The organism is Rhizobium leguminosarum (assembly GCF_004123835.1).
Taxonomy (GTDB): Bacteria; Pseudomonadota; Alphaproteobacteria; order Rhizobiales; family Rhizobiaceae; genus Rhizobium; species Rhizobium leguminosarum_M.
The window spans coordinates 401,661-419,150 of the sequence record NZ_MZMU01000010.1; the positions used below are offsets into that span (position 1 = coordinate 401,661).

17 protein-coding genes are annotated in these 17,490 nt (G+C 61.7%); 10 read left to right on the forward strand and 7 right to left on the reverse strand.

Features of this window, described 5'->3' with window-relative positions:
• Window positions 1-78: 78 nt before the first annotated feature.
• Genes B5P46_RS15340 through B5P46_RS15355 form a run of 4 tightly spaced genes read left to right on the forward strand, consistent with a single transcriptional unit; the run spans window position 79 to window position 3,807 of the window.
• Window positions 79-804 carry an ABC transporter permease gene (locus B5P46_RS15340; protein ID WP_129419396.1) on the forward strand — a complete coding sequence of 242 codons (726 nt, stop codon included), beginning with the start codon at window positions 79-81 and terminating at the stop codon, window positions 802-804.
• Window positions 805-814: 10 nt separating this feature from the next.
• On the forward strand, window positions 815-1,519 hold the full coding sequence (locus B5P46_RS15345) for an ABC transporter permease (protein ID WP_129419397.1): 705 nt from the start codon (window positions 815-817) through the stop codon (window positions 1,517-1,519).
• A gap of 27 nt (window positions 1,520-1,546) precedes the next feature.
• Window positions 1,547-2,323: an ABC transporter ATP-binding protein gene (locus B5P46_RS15350; protein ID WP_129419398.1), complete on the forward strand. Its 777-nt coding sequence runs from the start codon at window positions 1,547-1,549 to the stop codon at window positions 2,321-2,323.
• Entirely contained in the window at window positions 2,320-3,807 is a 1,488-nt protein-coding gene (locus B5P46_RS15355) for an HAL/PAL/TAL family ammonia-lyase (RefSeq protein WP_129419399.1), read from the forward strand. Before B5P46_RS15350 ends, B5P46_RS15355 begins: the two co-directional genes overlap by 4 nt.
• A gap of 6 nt (window positions 3,808-3,813) precedes the next feature.
• On the opposite strand, the gene B5P46_RS15360 is transcribed toward B5P46_RS15355, so the two are convergent.
• Window positions 3,814-4,356 carry a hypothetical protein gene (locus B5P46_RS15360; protein ID WP_129419400.1) on the reverse strand — a complete coding sequence of 181 codons (543 nt, stop codon included), beginning with the start codon at window positions 4,354-4,356 and terminating at the stop codon, window positions 3,814-3,816.
• A 193-nt stretch (window positions 4,357-4,549) separates the two neighbouring features.
• On the opposite strand from B5P46_RS15360, the gene B5P46_RS15365 reads away from it, so the two are divergent.
• Window positions 4,550-5,287 (forward strand): phosphatase PAP2 family protein, encoded by a 738-nt coding sequence (locus B5P46_RS15365; RefSeq protein WP_129419401.1) that lies wholly within the window; start codon window positions 4,550-4,552, stop codon window positions 5,285-5,287.
• A 105-nt stretch (window positions 5,288-5,392) separates the two neighbouring features.
• Here B5P46_RS15365 and B5P46_RS15370 read toward each other — a convergent pair whose 3' ends face one another.
• From B5P46_RS15370 to B5P46_RS15390, 5 genes are read right to left on the reverse strand one after another with little or no spacing between them, the layout of a single operon-like run.
• Window positions 5,393-7,954 carry a GcvT family protein gene (locus tag B5P46_RS15370; protein WP_129419402.1) on the reverse strand — a complete coding sequence of 854 codons (2,562 nt, stop codon included), beginning with the start codon at window positions 7,952-7,954 and terminating at the stop codon, window positions 5,393-5,395.
• Window positions 7,955-7,966: 12 nt separating this feature from the next.
• Window positions 7,967-8,233 (reverse strand): hypothetical protein, encoded by a 267-nt coding sequence (locus tag B5P46_RS15375; protein ID WP_129419403.1) that lies wholly within the window; start codon window positions 8,231-8,233, stop codon window positions 7,967-7,969.
• Window positions 8,230-8,469: a hypothetical protein gene (locus B5P46_RS15380; protein WP_017957896.1), complete on the reverse strand. Its 240-nt coding sequence runs from the start codon at window positions 8,467-8,469 to the stop codon at window positions 8,230-8,232. Before B5P46_RS15380 ends, B5P46_RS15375 begins: the two co-directional genes overlap by 4 nt.
• A 9-nt stretch (window positions 8,470-8,478) precedes the next feature.
• Window positions 8,479-8,739 carry a hypothetical protein gene (locus B5P46_RS15385; RefSeq protein ID WP_025397793.1) on the reverse strand — a complete coding sequence of 87 codons (261 nt, stop codon included), beginning with the start codon at window positions 8,737-8,739 and terminating at the stop codon, window positions 8,479-8,481.
• 3 nt (window positions 8,740-8,742) lie between these two features.
• Entirely contained in the window at window positions 8,743-9,063 is a 321-nt protein-coding gene (locus B5P46_RS15390; protein ID WP_129419404.1) for a helix-turn-helix domain-containing protein, read from the reverse strand.
• Window positions 9,064-9,312: 249 nt separating this feature from the next.
• On the opposite strand from B5P46_RS15390, the gene B5P46_RS15395 reads away from it, so the two are divergent.
• Window positions 9,313-10,374, forward strand: a complete 1,062-nt coding sequence (locus B5P46_RS15395) for a class I SAM-dependent methyltransferase (RefSeq protein WP_129419405.1) — start codon at window positions 9,313-9,315, stop codon at window positions 10,372-10,374.
• Between the two features lie 29 nt (window positions 10,375-10,403).
• On the opposite strand, the gene B5P46_RS15400 is transcribed toward B5P46_RS15395, so the two are convergent.
• Entirely contained in the window at window positions 10,404-11,429 is a 1,026-nt protein-coding gene (locus B5P46_RS15400) for an AraC family transcriptional regulator (RefSeq protein ID WP_206735358.1), read from the reverse strand.
• Window positions 11,430-11,489: 60 nt separating this feature from the next.
• Here B5P46_RS15400 and B5P46_RS15405 point away from each other — a divergent pair, with 60 nt between their 5' ends.
• From B5P46_RS15405 to B5P46_RS15420, 4 genes are all read left to right on the forward strand, one after another.
• The gene (locus B5P46_RS15405) at window positions 11,490-12,956 is read left to right on the forward strand and encodes an alpha-glucosidase/alpha-galactosidase (protein ID WP_129419406.1); all 1,467 of its coding nucleotides are present in this window, start codon (window positions 11,490-11,492) and stop codon (window positions 12,954-12,956) included.
• Window positions 12,957-13,079: 123 nt separating this feature from the next.
• Window positions 13,080-15,167: an ABC transporter substrate-binding protein gene (locus tag B5P46_RS15410; RefSeq protein WP_129419407.1), complete on the forward strand. Its 2,088-nt coding sequence runs from the start codon at window positions 13,080-13,082 to the stop codon at window positions 15,165-15,167.
• 173 nt (window positions 15,168-15,340) lie between these two features.
• The gene (locus B5P46_RS15415; protein ID WP_026188757.1) at window positions 15,341-16,348 is read left to right on the forward strand and encodes an ABC transporter permease; all 1,008 of its coding nucleotides are present in this window, start codon (window positions 15,341-15,343) and stop codon (window positions 16,346-16,348) included.
• Between the two features lies 1 nt (window position 16,349).
• A complete protein-coding gene (locus tag B5P46_RS15420) occupies window positions 16,350-17,486 on the forward strand; it encodes an ABC transporter permease (RefSeq protein ID WP_129419408.1) in 1,137 nt (378 codons plus the stop codon).
• The last annotated feature ends 4 nt before the right edge of the window (window positions 17,487-17,490 follow it).

A 17,490-nucleotide genomic window follows, 5' to 3' on the forward strand; every position in this document is an offset into this window, starting at 1 on the left:
CGAAAACCGCTGACACTTTTCGGCATCATGCTCTGGTGTCAATCCGCAAAACACTGCCACGGACGGGGAACGGACGATATGGCAAGTTTGGAACTGCTTGGCTTCGGCTCGACGGGATGGGGCGCGCTGCTCATTGCCGCCGCCTTGATGACGCTGGCCGTCACGGCCACGGCGCTGGCGATCGGCGCGGTGCTCGGCGCGATCGTCGCGGCGGCGAAACTCTCCGGCAATCTTATCCTCGTTTCGCTCGGCAACGTCTATACGACCGTGTTTCGCGGCGTGCCCGAACTCCTGATCATCTATCTCATCTATTTCGGCGGCTCCTCGGCCGTCACCGCGATCGGCCAGGCGATGGGCTACGAGGGTTTCCTCGGCTTGCCCTCCTTTATCGCAGGCGCGCTTGCCGTCGGCATCATCTCCGGCTCCTACCAGGCGGAGGTGTTCCGCGGTGCCTTCCTTGCCATCTCCAAGGGCGAGCTCGAAGCCGCCTCGGCGATCGGCATGCATCGCGGCATGCGCCTTCGCCGCATCATCATGCCGCAGGTGTTTCGCCTCGCCATTCCCGGCCTCGGTAACGTCTGGCAGCTCAGTCTCAAGGATTCGGCACTGATCTCCGTCACCGGGCTTGCCGAGCTGATGCGCACCAGCCAGGTGGCGGCAGGCTCGACCAGGCAATATTTCCTGTTCTTCATCGCCGGCGGCTGCCTGTATCTGCTCCTGACCAGCCTTTCGGACCGCATCTTCAACGGGGCGGAGCGCCGCGCCAATCGCAGCATGCCGGCATCCGCCATGGGCCAGGCGTAAGGAGGCGACAATGGATTTCACCTTCATCGCCTCGACCATGGTCACCCTGCTCAAGGCCGTACCGACGACGCTCATCCTGTTTTCGCTGTCGATCGTCACAGGTGGCCTGCTGGCGCTCGTCATCGTCTGGATGCGCACCAGCGGCAACCCGGTGCTTACGAGCTTCGCCAAGGGTTACATCTTCATCTTCCGCGGCTCGCCGCTGCTGATCCAGATGTTCCTGGTGTTCTACGGCCTCGGCCAGTTCGGCTTCATCCGCTATTCCTTCCTCTGGCCATTCCTGCGCGAGCCGATGGTCTGCGCCGTGCTGTCGCTGGCGCTCTGCACCGCCGGCTATACGGCGGAGATCTTCCGCGGCGGCATTCGCGCCGTCTCGCCGAAGGAGATCGAAGCGGCGCGCTCGATCGGCATGTCCGGCTTCCTGCTGGTCCGTCGTATCCTGGCGCCGATCGCCTTTCGCCACGCGCTGCCGGCCTATTCCACCGAGATCGTGCTGATGATGAAATCGACGGCGCTCGCAAGCCTCGTCACCGTCTGGGAGGTCACCGGCGTCGCCCAGCGGCTGATCTCGCAGACCTACCGCACGATGGAAGTCTTTCTCTGTGCGGCGATCATCTATCTCGTCCTCAACTTCATCATCCTGCAGGGCATGGCTCTGCTTGAATATTCGCTGTCCCGACACCGCCGCGCGGCCCCGCAGGCGCTGAAGGCGTGAGCGGCTTTTGACCCGATTGGAGCACTCATGCCAGGCGTAACCCGACTATCGGTCCGCAATATCCGCAAGAGCTTCGGCACGCACGAGGTCTTGCGCGGCATTTCCCTCGATGCGGAAGACGGCGATGTGATTTCGCTGCTCGGCGCCTCCGGCTCCGGCAAATCGACCTTTCTGCGCTGCATCAACATGCTCGAAACCGCAAGCGACGGTGAGATCTGGGTCGACGGCGAGGAGATCCGCATGGTGCACAAGAACGGGCGGAGCAAGCCGGCCAGCCAGAAGCAGGTGGACCATATCCGCTCCGAGCTCGGCATGGTGTTCCAGTCCTTCAATCTCTGGTCCCATATGACGATTCTGCAGAACGTTATCGAGGGTCCGATCCATGTGCTGAAGCGGCCGCGCGCCGACTGCATCGCCGAGGCCGAAGCGCTGCTCGAAAAGGTCGGCATCGCCGATAAACGTCATGCCTATCCGGCCCATCTTTCCGGCGGCCAGCAGCAGCGTGCGGCGATTGCCCGCGCGCTGGCGATGAAGCCGAAGGTGATGCTGTTCGACGAGCCGACTTCGGCGCTTGATCCGGAGCTTGTCGGCGAGGTGTTGCGCGTCATGCGCGCGCTGGCCGAGGAAGGCATGACCATGCTGGTCGTCACCCACGAGATGAGCTTTGCCCGCAACGTCTCGAACCGCGTCGTCTTCATGCGCGAAGGGCTGATCGAAAGCAGCGGCAAGCCGGACGAAATGTTTACCAGTGGCGCCACACCCGCTTTCCGCCAGTTCATCGGCCACTTCGGAAGCGGTCAATGACGATCACCATCGATAAAGTGCTGACCTGGCGCGATGTCGCGCGCGTCGGGGCAGGGGAGGCGCTTGCGCTGTCGCCCGCCGCCTCAGCGCGCGTCGAGCAGGCAAGCCGCATCGTTGCGCGCATCGTCGAGACGGGGGTGCGCGCCTATGGCGTCAATACCGGCGTCGGGGCACTGGCTGATACGGTGGTCGATCGCGCCTCGCAGAGCCTGTTGTCGCGCAGCATCGTGCTCAGCCACGCCTGCGGCGTCGGCCCATTGCTGGCCGCCCGCGAGGTGCGCGCCATCATCGCAGCACAAATTGCCAATTTCGCTCATGGTCATTCCGGCGTGCGGCGCGAGATCGTCGAGCATCTTGCGGCCCTGCTGGAACATGATTGCATTCCCGATGTGCCATCCAAGGGCTCTGCCGGTTATCTCGTCCACAACGCCCATATTGCCCTTGTTCTGATCGGCGAAGGCAGCGCTCAACTGGGCGGCCGGCGCATGAGCGGTCGCGAGGCGCTTGCCGCGATCGGCCTCGAACCGCTGGTGCTCGGCGCCAAGGAGGGCTTGAGCCTTGTCAACGGCACCGCTTGCGCCACCGGCCTGACCACTGTCGCGCTTTCCCGCGCCGAACGGCTGCTCGACTGGGCCGATGCGATCGCAGCGCTGACGTTGGAAGCGGCAGGCTGCCAGATCGCCGCCTTCGATGCGGCCGTGCTGGCGCTGCGCCCATCGGCTGGCATAGAGAAAGTCGGAGCGACCCTGCGCGCGCGGCTTCAGGGCAGCGGCCTTGTCGCCGCCGCTTTCGGCCGGCGCACGCAGGATGCGCTCAGCCTTCGTTCGGTGCCGCATGCGCATGGCGCCGCCCGCGACGTCTTCGACAATTCCGCCCGCGTCGTCGATCAGGAACTTGCATCGGTGACGGACAATCCTGCTGTCTCAGGCACGCCGGAACACCCGGTCGTCTCCTCCGAGGCGCATGCCGTTGCCCCGGCGCTCGGGCAGGCGGCCGATAGCCTGGCGATTGCGCTCGCACAGATCGGCGCGATCAGCGAACGGCGCATGGATCGGCTCGTCAATCCGCTGGTGAGCGGCCTGCCGCCCTTCCTCGCCAGCGACGCCGGCAGCCATTCCGGCTTCATGATCGCCCAATATACCGCTGCCGCACTCAGCAACGAGAACCGCCGCCTTGCCGCACCCGCGGCCATGGACGGCGGACTGACCTCCGGCCTGCAGGAGGATTTTCTCGCGCATCCGACGGCCGCCGCCGGCAAGCTGCTCACCGTCATCGACAACGCCGAATATATCCTGGCGATCGAATTGATGGCGGCTGCCCAGGCGCATGATGTCCTGGCGGCCACCGCGCCGCGGGCGGCAGGCACAGACCTTGTCTACAAGGCAGTGCGGCAACATGTTTCCCATTATGGCGACGATCGGCCGCTCAACGGCGATATCGAGGCTGTCCGCAGCCTGATCCGCAATACGGCGCCGCCACTATAGTCGGTCTCAGAACGGCTGGGTTTCGGAATTCTGCTTTGGCTTTTCGCCGGCCTCGAGACGTTTGAGGCATTGGACGAAGGTCGGGTAGAGTTGCTCCACCCGCGAGAGCGGCAGTGTCCAGTCGCCTTCGTCACCGGCAAAGCTGATCTGTACGTCAGGCATTCCGGCAAAGGAATTCTTGATGATCTTCTTCAGTCCGGCGCTCCCCTTGCTGGCCGGACCCCAGAGGCGAAGCGTGTTCTTGTCGAAGAAATCGGCAGCGATGACTTTCGTCGCCGTACGATCGGTCAGCGTCACCTCGGTCTTGGTGCCGGCCGGAATGTCCCATGTGGTCTTTGCGACCAGCCAGAACGTCTCGGTCGCGCTCTGGCGGAATTCCATGGTCTTGCCGATCTCGCTGTCCCACAACAGGCGGCAATAGGGATGCGGGCTCTCGTTGGCGAAACCGACCGACCATTGTCTCGCGCCGCCGATCCATTCGGTCTCGCCGAAGGCTGAGACCGGCTGCAGGAGGGCCGCCATCAGAACCACCACTGTCGGAATTTTCATCGCCGAAATCACCTCCAACGCAATAGGCTCCAGCGATAGCAAAAGAAGGTTGAGCTTTTGCTACTAAGCATGTCCAGATCAGGCGGCGGCCACCCTCGCGAGTGTCTTTGTATGCCGCAAGGCCTTGAATCCTGGGTTTGCATTGCCAATCTGGCGGGGGTCGACAACATGTGAACGGAGTTTGATGACAGGCATGTCCGAGGTTCAACGACGCGGATTTTTGACACGGCTTACCGCCTATGAGCCGCTGACGCTGATTATGCTGGCATCCGTCGCGGGTGGGCTGTTTGTGCTCCAGCGATTGACGAGTGAAGTCCTGGAGGGCGAGACATTCCGCTTCGACGAGGCGATCCTGCTGGCTTTGCGACGGCCGGGCGAACTTGCCGTGCCGATCGGGCCTGGCTGGCTGACGCATGCCGTCGACGATATCACCAGCCTCGGCGGCATCACCGTTCTCTCGCTGATGACGGTTCTCGTCACCGTCTATCTTCTGCTCGACCGGCGCTGGCCGATCGCGATCTTCGTCTTTTCCTCGGTGCTGACCGGCTGGCTGGCGAGCACGCTCTTGAAGATTCTTGTCGCCCGGCCGCGCCCCGATATCGTGCCGCATCTGGTCGAAGTGAGCGATCTCAGCTTTCCAAGCGGACATGCCATGGTCTCGGCGGTGACCTATCTGACGCTTGGGGCGCTGCTGGCGCGGACACAGCGATACCGGTCTACGCGGATTTTTGCCATGGGCGCCGGCGTCTTCCTTGCCGTGATCATCGGTTTGAGCCGGATCTATCTCGGTGTCCATTACCCAACGGACGTCTTCGCCGGATGGTGTGCCGGGGCTTTATGGGCGCTCGGCTGCTGGTTGATCTCGAAGCGGTTCATTCCGAGCCGCGCGCCTGACGCTGCCGCCGACGCCGATAGCGATGACGGCATATAGCGCTTCAGTGAAATTCCACGCAGGCTTCAGCCTGATCCCCGGCCAAGCGGCTCAACCTCATGTTTGTGGCGCCACGTGCTTGCAGCGCCACAAGTGCTTGAGTGCTTAGGTGCGCGGCTTCAGATTTTCCGGGTCATAAATCGGCTTGTACCCAACGCCGACAACCTCCACCGGATAAGTCTCGGCAAAATACTCGACATTCAGCCTGCGTCCGACCTGGCAATGCGACCAGGGTAAATAGGCCAAGGCAATGTTCTTTCCGACCGTTGGGCCGTAGGCGACCGAGGTCGTGTAGGACCGACGGCCAAGCTCGTCGACCAGAACCTCTCCCGTGGCGGGATCGACGACCGGCATGTTGCCGACGGGATAACGCTTCACGCCTGACTTGTCGGTATTCTCGGTCATCACAAGCGTGCAGAGCATGGCCGGCTGGTGCTCGCGCGCCTTGTATTCCAGATGTTTTGCCTTGCCGCGGAAACCGGCTTCCTTGACCTTCGGACGGGCGAGATCGGCTTCGATCAGGTTGTACTGAGTCAGGAGGTCGGCGTTCTGCAGGCGCAGGCTCTTTTCCATGCGGCGCGAGTTTGCATAGGTTTCGACGCCGAAAGCCATCACGCCGGTCGCGCGCAGCGCATCCCAGACGGCGAGGCCGTCTTCGTACTTCATGTGCAATTCCCAGCCCTGCTCGCCGACATAGGAGATACGGAAGGCGGTGACGGGCTTACCCGCGATTTCGATCGGCTTGATCGCCGCAAAGGCGAAGTTTTCCTGATCGAGCCCGGCCGGATCGGCCACGGCCTTCTTCAGCGTGTCGCGCGCGTTCGGACCCCAGATGCCGATCGTCACGAATTTTTCCGAGACGTCGGTGATGACCACGTCAAGGCCGCGGTCTTCGGCGACCCGCTTCATATAGTGCAGGTCGCGTGGGCCGGCGTCGGCGCCGTTGACGAGGCGGCAGCGATCGGCCAAGCGGAAGACGGTGAAGTCGGCGCGCACCATGCCTTCGTCGTCGAGGAAGTGGGTGTAAATGCCCTTGCCGATGTTTGCGTCGCCGCCGACCTTGGCGGCGCACAGCCATTCCATCAGTTCGACATGGTCAGGTCCCTCGATATCGACCATGTGGAAGTGGCTGAGATTGACGATGCCGCAATCCTCGCTCATCGCCAGATGCTCGGCATTCGACACGCGCCAGAAATGGCGGCTGTCCCATTCATTCTCGCGAACCGGCACGCGGTCGGCGTATTTTTCCAGAAGGTGCTCGTTGGCGGCGTAGCCGTGCGCACGCTCCCAGCCGCCAAGTTCCATGAAGTAGCCGCCAAGCTCCTTTTCGCGCTCGTAGAAGGGCGAGCGCTTGGCGTTTCGGCCGGATGCATAGGGTTCGCGGGTGTGAACAGCCGGGAAGTAGATCTTCTGGGCGGCTTCGTAGCAGCGGCCCTCGATGAACTCTTCCGTCAACTGATGCGGATAGAAGCGGGCGTAGTCGATGCTGTTGTGATCGATTTCAGTACGGCCATCGGTCATCCAGTCGGCGATCAGCTTGCCATAGCCCGGGCCGTCCTTGACCCAGATGGCAACGCAATACCAGAGACCGCGCACCTTCTGGCTCTCGCCGCAGGATGCGCCGCCGCCGGCGGAAACCTGCAGCAGGCCGTTGAAGGAATGACCCTCGTTATAGCCGAGTTCACCGAGGATCGGCGTCAGTTCCATGGCGCGCTCGAGCGGCTCGATGATCTGTTCCATCTCGAGGTCACGCTGCGAGGGCGAAAGGCGGGCTTCGTGTTTTTCGAGAAGATCGCGCGGATGGCACATCCGCGGATTGGTGGCTTCGTAATAGCCCCACTCGATCTGACCGCCCTCCGTCGTCGCCGGGTCGCCGGTATCGCGCATATAGGCGGAGTTGCCCTGGTCGCGCAGCAACGGGAAGCCGATTTCCTTGCCGGTGCCTTCAAACTCGTTATACGGACCGAAGAAGGTGAGCGGGTGGTCGACCGGCATGACCGGCAGGTCTTCGCCGACCATCTCCGCGATCAGGCGCCCCCAGAGGCCGGCACAGACGATGACGTGGTCGGCCATGATCGTGCCGCGGTGAGTGACGACGCCCTTGATGCGGCCGCCTTCAACGATCAGCGACTTGGCCGGCGTGTTGCCGAACACCTTGAGCTTGCCGGCCTTTTCGGCGGCATCGACCAGCTTGCCGGCAACGGTCTGCGAGCGCGGAATGACGAGGCCGGCATCCGGATCGTAAAGGCCGCCCATCACCTGATCTTCCTCGATCAGCGGGAACTTCTCCTTGATCTCGGAAGGGCTGACATAATGGGCGCGAGTGCCGAAAGCGCGTGCCGAGGAAAGCTTGCGCTTGATTTCCTCCATCCAGGTATCGTCGCCGGTGCGCGCCACTTCGAGGCCGCCGATGCGGGCGTAATGGCCCATCTTCTCGTAGAAATCGATCGAATATTGCGTGGTCCAGACCGACAGATAGTCGTGGCTCGTGGTGTAACAGAAGTCCGAGGCATGGGCTGTCGAGCCGATATCTGTCGGGATGCCCGACTTATCGATGCCGACGATATCGTCCCATCCGCGCTCGACGAGATGATGCGCGATGGAGGCGCCGACGATACCGCCGAGCCCGATGATGACGACCTTTGCCTTTTCCGGAAATGCTGCCACGTGCTGTTCCTTCTATTTATCGCACGAATTAAAATGACCTAACCGCGCTTGACGTACGCTTCGCGCGTGAGATGCAGGAGCCATGTCAGCGGTAGGGGTGTCACATTTGCCGAAACAGCAGACCCCCAGACCGCTCCGCATGGACGCTGCGATGAGGGTATTATGCATAAGGCGCGCGATCGTGATTGGTCCTACGCCGCCTAGTAACGGCGTAATTGCGCCAGTCCGGATCGAGGCGGCGAGGCAGCCGCAAAACAGCGCCAGCACCCCCGGGATCACGGCGCCGCAATCGCTGCAAGTCGGTCGATGTCCACCAGCACGATGTCTTCGGAAACAGGCTCACGATTGTGCAGCCGGAACCATTCCGCTGCTTCCCGCACCCGATCTCCATGCGGCGGCGGATAGGCGCCAAGTCCGAGAACCCATTCCCGCACGGTCTCGCGCTCCATCCGCCCGGCCCGGTATCGATCGCAGACGGTTTTCGCCGATGCGACCAGATCATTGATGCTTTTCACGAATATCCCTCAATGCACGGATGGCTCTTCATCTTCGAGAAACGATCGAATGCCATCCCGCGCGACGACGGCTAGGAATTCGTCGAAGGCATCCCGGTCAGTCGCAAATGGCTCGTCCCAGCGGATCAGATCTTCCGCCTGCGTGACCACCTCCATCGTCCAGTCTTCATTGCTGCCGGATGTGCGGAAGATATCGACGAGCACGGTGATCCCGTCATCGGTGAATTCTCCCGCCAGTTCGGAGTGTTCGAGCTTCTCTTTCTTTGCCATCATTCAGCCACCTGCACCGGGCGGTGCGTCGTTTTCGAGATATTCTTCATATTGAACCGTCTCGGTCTCATTCGTGTCGATCGAGGCATCGGCGCGTTTTGCAAGGCGAACACCCGCCCCTCCGCCATTTTCAGGGATGAAAACAACGCCTGCACCTTCCAGGGCGTGTTTCATGTCCTGAAGGGTTCGTTCGTAGGGAGAGCGCTTTCCGGCCTCGAAATTAGCAATCGTCGCCTTGGCGACTTTTGAGGCCGATGAGAGATCGTCCTGAGACCATGCCAAAAGGGCACGAGCAGCGCGGCATTGAGCGGAAGATAGACACAAAACAATAACCTTGCATCAAAAGTGTGATTCTGCCTCGAGCAGATTATATTAAAAACGCAATCTCGATACAAGCCATGATGAGAGCAGGTCCATGACGGCACAGCATGTTGTGAGCGCTGGAGTGGGCCCGCCTATTCCATTCTTCGACCTTTAATACTCCGCGCTCATCTATCGAACGACCAGGTTGATTGACTGAATATTATTAAGATCTAATTTAGACTGTTCTCATCACGCACCCGGGAGGTAACAATGCGTGAGCCAGATATGCAAAAACTCGATGCGCTTGTCGGTCGTCTTGTTGGCGACGTCGGCGCCGCCATGTCAGGGGCATTGGTCGTGCTTGGCGACCAGGTCGGAATCTACAAGGCAATGGCCGACGGAACGCCGATGAGTGTCCAGGATCTTGCCGCGAAAACTAACATAAAGGAGCGTTATCTCAGGGAGTGGCTCAGCGCCCAGGCGGCTGCGGACTATGTCGCTTACGATGAAAAGACCGATCGTTTCAGCCTGACGCCGGAGCAGGCGATGGTCTTTGCCGAGGAAAACAGCCCCGCCTTTTTCGTCGGCGCCTTCGAAGTCGTCCAATCCATGTGGATGGACGAGGCAAAGGTCGCCGATGCCTTCCGCACCGGCAAGGGTCTCGGCTGGCATGAGCACAGCACCTGCCTGTTTCGCGGGACCGAGCGGTTCTTTCGCCCCGGCTACAACAGCCATCTCGTCGCCGAATGGATACCGGCTCTGGCCGGGGTCGAAGAAAAGCTCAAGGCCGGCGCTAGTGTCGCCGATGTCGGCTGCGGTCATGGGGCCTCGACCATCCTGATGGCGCAGGCCTATCCCGCCTCCCGCTTCACCGGCTTCGACTATCACGGCCCGTCGATCGAAAGAGCAAAGGCTGCTGCCCAGGATGCTGATGTCGCCGACCGCGTGACCTTCGAGCAGGGCTCGGCGGCAGATTTTCCGGGGCGCGGCTATGATATGGTCGCCATGTTCGACTGCCTTCACGACATGGGCGATCCGGTCGGCGCCGGCCGGCATGTCAAGGACACGCTTGGGCCGAACGGGACGTGGCTCATCGTCGAGCCCTTTGCCCATGACCATCTTAAGGACAATCTCAATCCGGTCGGCCGCGTCTATTACGGCGCGTCGACGATGATCTGCACGCCAGCGTCCCTCTCCCAGGAGGTCGGGCTCGGGCTCGGCGCGCAGGCGGGAGAAATGAAGCTTCGAAAGGTCGCGCTCGACGCCGGGTTCACGCACTTCCGTCGCGCCACGGAAACGCCATTCAACATGGTGTTCGAGGTCCGGGCCTGAAGCCAAGGTCCGCCGATCGGGACGACCGGCTATCTCAGTTTTCCGATGCTGGCATACATGCCCGTCGTGCGGAATTCGGTGGGGTTGGTGCCGTAGACGCGGCGGAAGACCTTGGAGAAATAGTTGGGGTCTTCGAAGCCGCACATGATGGCGACTTCCTTGACCGGCAGGAAGTCGGCCTTGGTCAGCAGCTTGACGGCGCGCTGCAGGCGTTGCTGCAGCACGAATTCGGCCGGCGGCATGCCCTCGCTCTCGGCAAAGCTGCGCGAGAAATGCGCGCGGCTGAGGCCGACGATGCCAGCGAGTTCGCTCACCGGCAGCGGCTTTTCGAGATTGGCGTTGATATGGTCGATCACCGGCTGCATGAAGCTGAGCTCGGCGGCAAAGGCCGGCGAGCCGAAGACATCGTCGTAAAGCGCCATCGCCGCTTCATAGGCAATCGCCGAGGCAGCACCCGGCGATGTCGCGCCCTTGACGAGGCGCAGGCTGCAATCGGCCAGATGATCGATGGTCGAGGGCTGCAGCTTCAGCACCGGGCCGGCGGTCGACAGCACCATCTGGTGGATGCGCAGCGTTTCCTCGCCATTCATCGAGATCCAGAAATATTCCCAGCGGTCGCCCTTCTCCAGCCAGTAGCGATGATTGTGCGGCACCAGGACGAGCAGCGTGTCGCCGCCCTGAAGGCGATAGTTGCGGTGCTGGTAGCGCAGCTGGCCGCTGCCGCTGATCGTGTGCTGCAGTACGGTGAAGGGGGTCTGGCCGCGCCGACGGCCGTCCCAGTCATAGCTCTCGTTCTCGCGCACTTCATAGCCGGCGCTGGTCGGCATGGCGTGCAATCGCTGGCGGCCGCGGGGCAGCGAAACCGTCCTCATCGACTGTCCGTTGGCGATCAAATCCTGCAGCACAAAATTACCCCTGAAAGCATAATCCTTCTCTGGTCGCCCTGCCGATTTCGGGCATAATCCCGACCGACAAGAGGAAGAGACCACGGCCGATGGAGCGGCCGGGAGGAAAAAGGCAGATTTTACGGCGTTTTCAGCCACATGCGTCAGCATGCGGCCCGATCCTCCATGGCCTTCTTTTCCTTAGCATTCGATTGGGTCGAGGTGAAGATCATGAGTTTCAAAATCGCTATCATCGGTGCGGGCAGCGTCGGTTTCACCAAGAAGCTGTTCACCGATATATTGTGCGTTCCCGAGTTTCGCGACATCGAATTCGCGCTGACGGATCTCAGCGAACATAATCTCGAAATGATCAAGGCGATCCTCGACCGCGTCGTCGAGGCGAACGGGCTGCCGACGAAGGTGACGGCGACGACCGACCGGCGTCAGGCACTGGAAGGCGCGCGCTACATCATCAGCTGCGTCCGGGTCGGCGGGCTTGAGGCCTATGCCGATGATATCAGAATCCCGCTGAAATACGGCATCGACCAGTGCGTCGGCGATACGATCTGCGCCGGCGGCATCCTCTATGGCCAGCGCAACATCCCGGTCATCCTCGACTTCTGCAAGGATATCCGCGAGGTCGCCGAGCCCGGCGCGAAATTCCTGAACTATGCCAACCCGATGGCGATGAACACCTGGGCGGCGATCGAATACGGCAAGGTCGATACCGTCGGTCTCTGCCACGGTGTCCAGCATGGCGCCGAACAGATTGCCGAGGTGCTCGGTGCGAAATCGCTGAGCGAGCTCGACTATATCTGCTCCGGCATCAACCACCAGACCTGGTTCATCGACCTGCGCCTCAACGGCCGCAGGATCGGCAAGGACGAGCTGATCGCCGCCTTCGAGGCGCATCCGGTCTATTCGCAGCAGGAGAAATTGCGCATCGACGTGCTGAAGCGTTTCGGCGTCTATTCCACCGAAAGCAACGGCCATCTCTCGGAATACCTGCCCTGGTACCGCAAGCGGCCGGACGAAATCACCCGCTGGATCGACATGTCCGACTGGATCCACGGCGAAACCGGCGGCTATCTCCGCCATTCCACCGAAACGCGCAACTGGTTCGAGACGGAATATCCGCAATTCCTGGAATCCGCCGCAAAGCCGATCGATCCCGCCAAGCGCTCGAACGAACATGCCAGCCATATCCTCGAGGCGCTGGAAACGAACCGGGTCTATCGCGGCCATTTCAACGTCAAGAACAATGGTGTCATCACCAACCTGCCGTCCGATGCGATCATTGAATCGCCGGGCTTCGTCGACCGCTTCGGCATCAACATGGTCTCCGGCGTCACCCTGCCGGAAGCCTGTGCGGCCACCTGCATCGCCTCGATCAACGTCCAGCGCATGTCGGTGCATGCGGCGATATCGGGCGACATCGACCTGCTGAAGCTTGCCGTGCTGCACGATCCGCTGGTCGGCGCCGTCTCCACGCCGGAAGAGGTCTGGCAGATGGTCGATGAAATGGTCGTTGCCCAGGCGCGCTGGCTGCCGCAATATGCGCATGCCGTGCCGGCCGCCAAGGAGCGGTTGTCGAAATCGAAGGTGCAGACCCGCGACTGGGCGGGGGCCGCACGCCGCAACGTTCGCTCGATCGAGGAGCTGCGCGCGGAAAAGGCGGCGCTGAAACAGGCCGTCTGATTTTCTTGAAGGATGGGTCGTCATGGGTTTCCGGGAGGGAAGTCCATGGCGTCAGGCCCGCTTTCATGTCGTTCGAGGAAAAGGAGCCGCGTGAGCCGTGCTCCGGAACAAGAGGGAGAAACGATGATGAATTTCCGTAACGTAGGCATTCTGGCCGGACTGGCGCTCAGCGTCTCAGCCGCGGCGCTGAATGCATATGCCTCCGAGCCAACCGTTCCGCCGGCGCCGGCGGACTTCCCCGCCGAAGGCAAGATCAACTATGTCGCGCGCGACTCCATCCTGGAGTTCAAGGCGCTGCCCGAATATCACGAGCCCGACTGGGTCACGAAGAACTTCGTCGCCACCGGCAAGCTGCCGCCGGTCAAGGACCGCCTGCCGAAGGAGCCGCTGGTCTTCAAGACAGGCAATATGCCCGACGGCATCGGTGTCTACGGCGATACGATGCGCCACGTCATCGGCGGCCGGCCGGAAGGCTGGAACTATGGCGCCGGCCAGACGCAGGGCTGGGGCGGCATCGATATCGGCCTCTCCGAATGCCTGACGCGCACCGCGCCGCTGTTCCAGGTGCAGGCCTCAGACACCGAGCCGCTGCCGAACCTCGCCAAGAGCTGGGATTGGTCCGAAGACGGCCATAAGCTGACCATGCACTTGATCGAAGGCGCCAAATGGTCCGATGGCGCGCCATTCAACGCCGACGACATCATGTTCTACTGGGACGATGAAGTCATCGACCCGAACGTCTCGCCGCTCGGCGGCGGCGCCTCGCCGGAAGCCTTCGGCGCCGGGACGACGCTGAAGAAGGTCGACGACTACACCGTCGAATGGACCTTCAAGGAGGCGTTTCCGAAACAATATCTCTATACGATGTCCTATCCGAACTTCTGCCCGGGTCCGTCGCATATCCTGAAGCCGAAGCATCCGAAATATTCGAAGAACACCTACGACCAGTTCAAGAACGCCTTCCCGCCCGAGTTCATGAACATGCCGGTCATGGGCGCCTGGGTACCGGTCGAATATCGCCCGGACGACATCATCGTCATGCGCCGCAACCCGTATTACTGGAAGGTCGACGAGAAGGGCGATCAACTGCCCTATCTGAACGAGCTGCACTACAAGCTCTCGACCTGGGCCGACCGTGACGTTCAGGCCGTGGCAGGATCCGCCGACATCTCGAACCTCGAGCAGCCGGAAAACTTCGTCGCATCGCTGAAGCGTGCCGCGGAAGAAACGGCGCCCGCCCGCCTTGCCTTCGGCCCGCGCCTCATCGGCTACAATCTCCGCATGAACTTCTCCGCCAACGGCTGGGGCAACCCGGACGAGCGCGGTGAGGCGATCCGCGAGTTGAACCGCAACGAGGACTTCCGCAAGGCCGTCACCATGGCGCTCGACCGCAAGGCAATCGGCGACTCGCTGGTCAAGGGACCGTTCACCGCGATCTATCCCGGTGGGCTCTCCTCCGGCACCAGCTTCTACGACCGCAACTCGACCGTCTACTACCCCTTTGATCTTGAGGGCGCCAAGGCGGAACTCGCGAAAGCCGGTCTCAAGGACACCGACGGCAACGGCATCCTGAACTTCCCGGCCGGGACGCTCGGCGGCAAGGATGTCGAAATCGTCATGCTGATCAACAATCAGTACACGACCGACAAGAGCCTTGCCGAAGGTGTCGTCGGCCAGATGGAGAAGCTCGGGCTGAAGATCGTCATCAACGCGCTCGACGGTGCCAAGCGTGACGACGCCCATTATGCCGGCCGCTTCGACTGGCTGATCCAGCGCAACACGACGGAACTCTCGTCGGTGGTGCAGAATACCGAACAGCTTGCCCCTGTCGGTCCGCGCACCAGCTGGCACCATCGCGCCGGCAAGGATGATCAGCTTGATCTGATGCCGTTCGAGAAGGAGCTTGTCGACGTTATCAACAAGTTCAGGACGAGCCAGAGCAACGAGGACCGCGTCAATCTGATGAAGCAGTATCAGAAGATCTCGACGGAACACGTCAACACTGTGGGCCTGACGGAATATCCGGGCGCGCTGATCATCAACAAGCGGTTCTCGAACGTGCCTCAGGGTACGCCGATCATGATGTTCAATTGGGCTGAAGACTCCGTGATCCGCGAACGCATGTGGGTGGCCGCCGACAAGCAGGGCAAATACGAGTTGTTCCCCGAGCAGCTGCCCGGCAAGCCCGGCGAAAAGGGCCCGATTAACTGATGCCTGTCATCAGGACACAAAGAGCTAAAGCGCGTCGCATGTGATGCGACGCTGGAGAGTTCCCTCCCAGCTGAAGTGAGCTCCAGGCCGCGCGTGGCGCGCGGCCTGATATGACCAACAAGCCGGCCGCGCTGACAAGGAGCGACTGGCGGCAAGGAGAAGCGAACCGTTCGATGTTACGATTCTTGCTCGTGCGCATAGCCTCTGCGATCCCCATTCTGTTCATCCTGAGCGTGGTGACTTTCGCGATCATCCAGGCCCCGCCTGGCGACTACGCCGATTACATCCGCTCCCAGCTAATCAACCAGGGCGGCGCGTCCTATGCCCAGGCCGAAGCGCAGGCGCAGCTCTACCGGGTCGAACATGGTCTCGATAAGCCGCTGGTCGTCCAATACGTGAACTGGATCGGCGGGATCGTGACGCGCGGCGATTTCGGTTACAGCATGTTTTACAACAAGCCGGTGGCCGATGTCGTCGGTGAACGCCTGCCGCGGACATTGCTTCTGGCGCTCGTCTGCCACCTCTTCGCCTCGGTGCTCGGCATCGGCTTCGGCATCTGGGCGGCGACGCGCCAATACAGCTGGATCGACAGCCTGCTTTCGGGGATTTCCTTCCTCGGCATGACGGTGCCGCGCTTCCTGATGGCGCTGATCATCGTCTATCTCCTGGTCTTCCAGCTTAACGTCTCCGAGATCGGCAGCTTCTTCTCGCCGCAATATGGCGGGGCGCCCTGGTCCTGGGCGAAATTCGTCGATCTGGTTCACCATGTCTGGCCGGTCGTGGCGATCGCCACCTTCGGTGGGCTCGCCTACAATATGCGCGTCATGCGCGGCAATCTGCTCGATACGCTGAATGCCCAATATGTCGAGACGGCCAAGGCCAAGGGGCTTTCCGGCGCAGCGGTGGTGATGCGCCATGCGGTGCCGAATGCGCTGCACCCGCTGGTGATGTACCAGGGCGTCGTGTTGCCCTACATGCTGACCGGCGAGATCGAAACCGCGATCATTTTCGCATTGCCGACTGTCGGCCCAGCGATCGTCGGCTCGATGGCGGTCGGCGACGTCTATGTCACCGCCACCTTCATGATGGTGCTGTCGGCGACGCTGATCGTCGGCAACATCATCGCCGACATGCTGCTCGCTTTGCTCGATCCGCGTGTCCGCCAATATGGAGGAGCCTGAGATGTTGGCTTTCGACTCTTCTGCAACGCCGCCGACAACCGACATCGTGACCAAAAAACAATCGCGTGGGCATGAAAGCTATATCGCCCTTGTCTGGCGCCGGTTGAGGCGCTCGTGGACCGGCATGGCAGGGCTGATGCTCGTCGTGCTGCTGCTCCTCATGGCGATCTTTGCCGATTTCTTCGCGCCGATGGACCCGAAGGCGACCGATGTCGGCTTCGCGCCGCCGCAGATGATGAGCTTCCACGACAAGGACGGCAATTTCGTCTTCCAGCCGCGCGTCTACGCGCTCTCCGATTCCGAAGAGCTCGACCCGGTCACCTTCCAGCCGATCGTCGGTATCGACTACGACAACCCGCGGCTGCTCGGCTTCTTCGTCAAGGGCGCCGAATACCGGCTCCTCGGCCTGATCCCGGCCAACCGGCACTTTTTCGGCTCGACCGACGGCCAGCCGGTGCATTTCCTCGGCACCGACAAGTTCGGCCGCGACGTGCTGTCGCGCGCCATCATCGGCTCGCGCATCTCGCTGACAATCGCCCTGACGGTGGTCTTCATCGTCACCATCATCGGCACGACCGTCGGCATGGTATCCGGCTATTTCGGCGGCACCTTCGATGTCTGGCTGCAGCGTTTCGTCGAGCTGGTGCTCGCCTTCCCGCAACTGCCGCTCTATCTGGCGCTGACCTCGCTGATCCCGGTGACGGCGCCGACCAACGTCTTCCTTGCCTTCGTCATCGCCGTGATGTCGGCGCTCGGCTGGGCGCAGATGTCGCGCGAGGTGCGCGGCAAGACCTTGGCACTCGCCCGCATCGATTATGTCCGGGCGGCGATGGCCGTCGGCGCCACCGACACGCGCATCATCATGCAGCACATCTTCCCGAATGTGATGAGCCACGTCATCGTCGCGGTGACGCTGCATATACCGAGCGTCGTGCTGCTGGAATCCTTCCTCGGTTTCCTCGGCTTCGCCGTCAAGCCGCCGCTGATCTCCTGGGGCCTGATGCTGCAGGACACGGCGACCTATTCGGTGATCGGCTCCTATCCCTGGATTCTCTCCCCCGTCGGCTTCGTGCTCGTCACCGTCTTCGCATTCAATGCGCTTGGCGACGGATTGCGCGACGCGGTCGATCCTTATTGAGGTG